The 7,363-nt window shown below is 44.9% G+C and carries 7 protein-coding genes; all 7 read right to left on the reverse strand.

Going from position 1 to position 7,363, the window contains the following annotated elements; genetic code table 11:
* Positions 1–66: 66 nt before the first annotated feature.
* Complete coding sequence (purF, locus tag R7O13_RS15105) at positions 67–1,581, reverse strand: amidophosphoribosyltransferase (RefSeq protein ID WP_005380592.1); 1,515 nt, start codon at positions 1,579–1,581, stop codon at positions 67–69.
* Positions 1,582–1,617: 36 nt separating this feature from the next.
* Complete coding sequence (locus tag R7O13_RS15110) at positions 1,618–2,109, reverse strand: CvpA family protein (RefSeq protein WP_005380590.1); 492 nt, start codon at positions 2,107–2,109, stop codon at positions 1,618–1,620.
* A gap of 61 nt (positions 2,110–2,170) precedes the next feature.
* Positions 2,171–2,764 (reverse strand): SPOR domain-containing protein, encoded by a 594-nt coding sequence (locus R7O13_RS15115; RefSeq protein ID WP_054576267.1) that lies wholly within the window; start codon positions 2,762–2,764, stop codon positions 2,171–2,173.
* A gap of 14 nt (positions 2,765–2,778) precedes the next feature.
* Entirely contained in the window at positions 2,779–4,041 is a 1,263-nt protein-coding gene (gene folC / locus R7O13_RS15120; protein ID WP_054576268.1) for a bifunctional tetrahydrofolate synthase/dihydrofolate synthase, read from the reverse strand.
* 46 nt (positions 4,042–4,087) lie between these two features.
* Positions 4,088–5,014: an acetyl-CoA carboxylase, carboxyltransferase subunit beta gene (gene accD, locus R7O13_RS15125; RefSeq protein ID WP_005380583.1), complete on the reverse strand. Its 927-nt coding sequence runs from the start codon at positions 5,012–5,014 to the stop codon at positions 4,088–4,090.
* A gap of 197 nt (positions 5,015–5,211) precedes the next feature.
* Positions 5,212–6,006 (reverse strand): tRNA pseudouridine(38-40) synthase TruA, encoded by a 795-nt coding sequence (gene truA / locus R7O13_RS15130; protein ID WP_033907367.1) that lies wholly within the window; start codon positions 6,004–6,006, stop codon positions 5,212–5,214.
* A 142-nt stretch (positions 6,007–6,148) separates the two neighbouring features.
* On the reverse strand, positions 6,149–7,363 hold a 1,215-nt coding region (locus R7O13_RS15135), incomplete at its 5' end, for a FimV/HubP family polar landmark protein (protein WP_318304171.1).

Below are 7,363 nucleotides of genomic sequence, written 5' to 3' on the forward strand. Positions count from 1 at the left end.
CTAGATAGCGAAAACAAAAAACCAGAGCCGAAGCTCTGGTTTTTTTACGACTTAAGAAAGCGCATCCTATGCGCCTTCGTTATGAAGCTCTAGGTTTGCTAAATCCTGTTGGATTTCAAGTTGTGTTTTCGCATCATCATTACGAAGACCATCTAAGAAATCTAGGTATTGTTGGTCGATATCACCCGTTACGTATTCGCCGTTAAACACGGAAGTATCGAACTGAGTAATGTCTTGGTTTCCAAGACCTACAGCCTCTACCAAATCTTCTAGACGTTGATAAATAAGCGCATCGGCACCAATCTGCTTACAAATTGTATCGTTGTCACGGCCATGGGCAATAAGCTCTGTAGCACTTGGCATATCAATGCCGTATACGTTCGGGAAACGAACTTCAGGAGCCGCTGAGACCATGTACACTTTCTTGGCACCAGAATCACGAGCCATCTCAATAATCTGCTCTGACGTTGTACCTCGAACAATAGAGTCATCCACCAGCAACACATTCTTACCTTTGAATTCCGAACGAATAGCATTCAACTTGCGACGTACTGATTTCTTACGTTGTTGCTGGCCAGGCATGATAAACGTACGTCCAACATAACGGTTTTTCACGAAACCCTGGCGATAAGGGATATCGATCGCTTGAGCGATTTGCAGTGCAATGTCGCAAGACGTTTCAGGGATAGGAATGACAACATCGATATCAAGGTTTGCGTAATCTTCACGAATACGTTCGCCCAGCTTTTTACCCATTTCAACGCGAGCGCTGTATACCGAAATTTTATCGATGAACGAATCTGGACGAGCAAAGTACACGAACTCGAAAATACAAGGGTTCAGCTTAGGATTGTCTGCACACTGCTTCGTGTAAAGCTCACCGTCAAACGTTGCGTAAATCGCTTCACCAGGTGCAACATCACGGACGAAATCAAAACCGACCGCATCCAATGCCACCGATTCAGACGCAACCATGTACTCTGCTCTGCCGTTAACTTCACGCTTACCTAAACACAGCGGGCGAATACCGTGTGGGTCACGAAATGCAATCATACCATGACCAATGATCATAGCTGTCACAGCATAAGCACCGCGAATTGTGCGATGAACATTGGTGACTGCGCGGAATACGTCTTCGGTCGTGACATTTCCTTTTACTGAGTCAATTTCGTGCGCCAGTACATTTAGTAATACTTCAGAGTCTGAAGTGGTATTGATATGACGGCGATCTTTTTCAAACAGCTTCTGACGAACTTCGTTAGCGTTAGTCAAGTTACCGTTGTGGGCAAGTGTAATACCGAAAGGAGAGTTTACGTAGAAAGGTTGAGCTTCTGAAGCACTTGAACTGCCTGCTGTAGGGTAACGAACATGACCAATTCCGACCTCGCCTTGCAGGCGCTGCATGTGTCTTGCTTCAAATACATCCTTGACTAAACCGTTCGCCTTACGCAGACGAAAACGATTGCTTTCTATGGTACAAATACCAGCGGCATCTTGGCCACGATGCTGTAACACCGTTAACGCGTCATAAATAGACTGGTTTACAGGCGTTGTGCCCACGATTCCAACAATACCACACATGTCCTAATCCTCGATTTGCGACAGTAGCTGGCACTACTAGATAGTGCCAGACAGAAAACTTGATGTTGCTTGTAAATGCTCGAAGAATGGGGCGATGATACGGCTGAACTCAGGGATCAACTGTGAATCTTTCCACCAATCCGAGCTTGGGAATGCAGTAAACGCATCCATAAAAAACAGCACCGCAGAAACAATTAAGACTCCGCGTAGACCACCAAATACAATCCCGAGAATTCGGTCCGTACCTGATAGCCCTGTTTTTTGTACCAGTTGACCAATGACGTAATTCACCACTGCACCAACTACCAAGGTTGCGACAAATAACGCCGCAATCGCCGCTCCGTTACGAAACATATCATCTTCGATGTTGGTGAAGTACACCGCCAATTTGGCATAGTAATTACTGGAGATAAAAAACGCTCCGAACCAAATCACCAAAGACAAAGCTTCTTTAGCAAAACCGCGAACTAAACTGATCAGAGCTGAAAATCCGATCACACCTAAAATGATAAAATCTATCCAATTCATCTTTTCTTCATCTTAAGTTGGCGCGCATTTTAACAGAAAAAATGCTGACGCAAACGTTTTCTTATGGATTTAATGGCTTAAATTTAAGCAATTGACCTTTTGAACCTGTAATTTTTTGTAATTCTTGAACTTGTCGTTCAAGTTTACTTTTTGACACATCAGGGCCAACAATCACTCTCGTAAACTCGTTTTCTTTCTTTGTGTGAGCTTGATAACCACGCTTTTGCAAATCCGCGACAAGCGCGACAGCATTTTCGTGATTCTTAAGTGCCATCAACTGAATGATCCAAGCTGAATCTTCATATTGATTTTTCTCTTGAACCGGACGAGTGACGACCTCAACTTGCTCTGGTTGTTTGATGACCTCAAATTTAGATGTTGGCACTGGCTCGGGCTCAGAAACGGCTACTTGAGCATCCTCACGTTCTTGCACTACAGCTTCAACCGGAGAATCCGGTAACGTAATGTCGTCTTCCACTGGCTCTAATATTTCGAAGTTTTCCACATCACTATCAAGTTCTGGTTTGATAGGAATACTGGCAAATTCTTCTTTGTAGTGCAGTTTCTTACCATCTAGCACATCGGGAAGAACAATGACTCCGACTGCGACTAGAATGATGGTGCCGACTAAACGACTTTGGAATTTACTTGCCATCAAAATACCTTTACTTATTTATTATTTGATTGCCAATGTTCCAATACCTCTCCGACGGTATGGAATGAGCCAACCACCAGAATAACGTCTCCTGCCTTTGCGTGGCTTCTCGCACTCTCGAAGGCGTCAACAGGGTTTTCAAAATGAACTTGCCCATCAGGTAAGTATTGGCACAATTCATCAGCGGTCGCCGCTCTCGGTCCAGTAAGCGACGCTGGATACCATTGTGTTGCAACTGGAGTTAGCGCTTCAATGGTTGCTTTAATGTCCTTGTCATGCAGCATTGCAACCACAATATGGATATTCTTACCCAGATATTGTTGCTTCACTCTTTCTACCAAATACTCAGCAGAGTGCGGGTTATGAGCGACATCAAGGACTATTTCAGGTTCGTGATGCAGTACTTGCATACGCCCCGCCAAACGAGCATTATTCAAGCCATTGACAATATTTATGTCAGTGATTTGCAATTCCGAAGCCCCTAGTGCCATCAGTGCAGTGGCTGCATTTTGTAATGGTAGCGATGGGATTGGTAAATCCTCTAACTCAAATGCCCCACTGCTCCATTTCCAACCATTATCAGTTAGTTGGTAATCGTACTGAATACCTACTTGGAAGAACTCAGAACCAATATCGTCAGCATGAGCCGCCACGGTCGCTGGTGGCGTTGGTTGACCACAAATTGCTGGCTTCCCTGAACGGTAAATGCCCGCTTTTTCAAAACCAATAACATTGATGTCATCACCAAGCCAATCCACATGATCGATCGCTAAGCTCGTAATAACAGAAACATCATGGTCAACAACGTTAGTGGCGTCTAGACGGCCGCCAAGTCCTACTTCAAGTAAGACAACGTCAACTTTCTCTACTTGGAAAATACGTAGCGCAGCAAGCGTACCGAATTCAAAGAGGCTAAGGCTAACATCACCACGCTGCTTTTCTACATAATCGAATGCTTCACAGTGCTTTGCATCTACAACGTCAACGCCATTAATGCGTACACGCTCGTTGTAACGAATCAGGTGCGGAGAACTGTAAACACCGACTGAATAGCCAGCATCAAGTAAAATGGCTTCCATTAACGCACACGTTGAGCCTTTGCCATTGGTTCCGGCAACGGTGATTACGGTTGGAGCTGGTTTGGTAAGATTGGCTTTGTTTGCTACCGCTTGGACACGGTCTAAGCCTAGATCAATTGCTGAGGAATGAATATTTGCTAAATAATCAAGCCACATCTCTAATGAAGATGTGGCTTGAGGAGTTGGGTTTTGGGTCATCTAACTTTAACCATTAAATTCTTTGGTTTTTATGTTAGTTGATACTTTACCCTTTTTCGTCCGCTTCTGGTACAGAATATGGCTCTTCATTTGGAGATTCGTTAACCGAAACCACCAAAGGAGACTTGTGGTTAGTCATCTTAGCGATAAGACCACCCACACGCTGACGCATTTCACGACGGTCAACGATCATATCAATAGCACCGTGATCAAGTAGGAACTCACTACGCTGGAAACCTTCAGGAAGATCTTCACGTACAGTTTGCTCGATTACACGACGACCAGCAAAGCCAATGAGGGCCTTAGGTTCACCGATGTTGATATCACCCAACATAGCCAAACTTGCTGATACACCACCCATTGTAGGGTCAGTTAGAACAGAAATAAACGGCAGACCTTTTTCTGATAAACGCTCAAGCGCAGCACTGGTTTTTGCCATTTGCATAAGAGACATTAAAGCCTCTTGCATACGAGCACCACCACTTGCTGAGAAACAAACAAGCGCACAGTTATTTTCAATGGCTGCATCCACTGCTTTCACAAAGCGAGCACCAACGACTGAACCCATTGAACCACCCATGAAGGAGAATTCAAACGCACACGCCACAAGCGGCAGACCAAGCAATTCACCCTGCATCACAACTAGCGCATCTTTCTCACCGCTGTTTTTTTGTGCAGCAGAGATACGCTCTTTGTATCGCTTAGAATCTTTAAATTTCAGTTTATCCTGTGGCTCAAGTTCAGAACCTAATTCAACTCGATTACCTTCATCTAAAAATGTTTCCAAACGACGACGCGCTTTCATACGCATGTGATGGTTACACTTTGGACAAACTTCTAAGTTACGCTCTAGCTCTGCATGGTATAAAACCTGTTCACAAGAGGTACATTTAGTCCACACACCTTCTGGGATAGAAGCTTTGCGTGAACTTACTAGATTGCTTTTCTCTAAAATCTTTTCAAGCCAACTCATGGAAGACCTTTTCTCTCAACTCTTCCGCTTCATTGCGAAAGATATAAATTCGACATAATACCGACGGATTAAACCATATCTTGCAGCTACTGTAGATAAAAAACTGGTTGTACCTATTTTTGATATCGTAAATAGCGTATGTTTTCCGTTCACATTCAATGTAAACACTACCGATATTTTGAAATAAGTTTGTAAAATTAGTTCAAATTATCTGGTAAAAACAGTGGACCGATCGGCACTTCAGGTAACCCAAACTCTTCTGGGTAGTCTACATCTACCAGGTACAGACCTTCCGCTTTCGCTGTCGCACCCGCTAGTTTGCGATCTTTGGCGTCTAATAACCACTTGATCCATTCTGGACTCTCTTCGCCACGTCCAACTTTTATCAAGCTACCCGTGATATTACGAACCATATGATGCACGAACGCATTGGCTTTAATATCAATAACCACATAGTTTCCATGGCGCGTAACGTTCAGATGCATCAAGTTTCGAAATGGACTGCGAGACTGACAATGCGCCGCGCGAAACGACGTAAAATCATTTTCGCCGAGTAGGAACTGCCCTGCTTCATGCATTTTTTTCTCGTCGAGCTCACCATGATAGTGACTAACCCCCGAGTTTAAGATGCCTGGACGTAAAGCATGATTGAAAATAATGTAACGATAACGGCGCGCTGTCGCTGAGAATCTTGCATGGAAATCATCTGAAACTTCTTGAGCCCAACGAACCGCTATATCGCTCGGCATGTTCGCGTTTGCGCCCATGGTCCAAGCTACCATTTTTCGAGTAACGTTGGTATCAAAGTGCACAACTTGTCCCGTGCCATGCACGCCTGCGTCTGTCCGACCAGCGCACTGAACTTCAACTGGGTGATTAGCGACGACGGACAATGCTTTCTCTAGCTCTTCTTGGACACTTTTCACTTCTCTTTGGCGCTGCCAACCAAAGTAGTTTGTACCGTTGTACTCGATACCTAATGCGATTCTCATCTTAACCTTCGAACTCTAAAATGGGGCGGGAAGTATATACTCAAGTCACCTCAAGTTGCCAGTTTCACCAAGGGTGACATAAAGGTAGCATCATACTAACGGGACACAAAAAGGGTAGCAAACGCTACCCTTTTGTTTCGGTTTATCGGCCATTAATGGCGTCAATCAGGCTTTTTGCTTCGCGGCGAATATCATCCTCACCGTAAACAATCGCCTCTTCTAGTAGTTTAATCGCCCCTTGAGAATCGTTCATCTCGAGATAGATTTTAGCCAAATCCAGTTTCCCAGCCGCTTCAGCATTGCTATCTACGTCAATATCGCCGATCTCACCGATAACATCTGGAAACTCGTTCAATCCGACATCGAGCTTAAGGTCTTCTTCTTCGAACTCACCACCTTCTCTGTCGACCTGAGCCATCAATTCATCAATCGTCATAAATTGATTTTTCTTCGGGTCGAAGTCATCCAAGTCGCTTTGCTCTGCCCAGTTTTCTTGCGCGATCTCTGGCTGACTTAGTGCATCACTCGAATTCCAAACATCACGCTGGTCCTCAGGCACTTCTTCAGTAGAACTTACGTTATCAGCAGCGGGTTTAAAGCCATCCCAATCATCTCCAACATCAAGCATGGTTTCAAAATCCATACCTGCACTTGCGATGGTGTCACTGTCTAGTTTACCTTCAAATACTTCTGAGTTTGCGTCTTCCGCAAGAAGGTTAGCCATTGATGATTCATCATCCAAATTACTGAGCGGCTCACCCTCTGTCGCTGTTGGCTGCACTTTTGGGTCAGTATCAAAGCCGTTTTGCTGCGCAAATACTTCAAACAAAGCATCATGATCGTTATCGGCTTGAATAGCTGGTCTCGATGTCTCTGCTTCAACCTTAGGGCTCTCTGGCGCACCCTCGTTCATTGACGCGAGAACATCTTCCTCATTGAACTCTGGAAGATCTTGGTCGTCAAAACTTAACTCTTCATCCTCACCGGAGATTGGTTCTATATCTGCAGTCTCAGAGCTCGGTAATTCTGGCTCTTCTTCCATCGACGCCAAGGCATCTTCTTCGCTGAACTCTGGCAAACCGAGCTCATCAAAATTGAACTCTTCTTCGGACTCAGCTGGCAAGTCGGCTTCAACCTGTTCTGGCTCAACGGACTCGGACGTTTCTAACGCAGGTTCGCCAGCCATAGACGCCAATGCGTCGTCTTCACTAAACTCAGGAAGATCCAGCTCGTCAAAATTGAACTCTTCTTCGGACTCAGCTGACAAGTCGGCTTCAACTTGTTCTGGCTCAACGGACTCGGACGTTTCTAACGCAGGTTCGCCAGCCATAGACGCCAATGCGTCGTCTTCACTAAA

The sequence above is a fragment of the Vibrio sp. Y176 genome, from assembly GCF_033438945.1.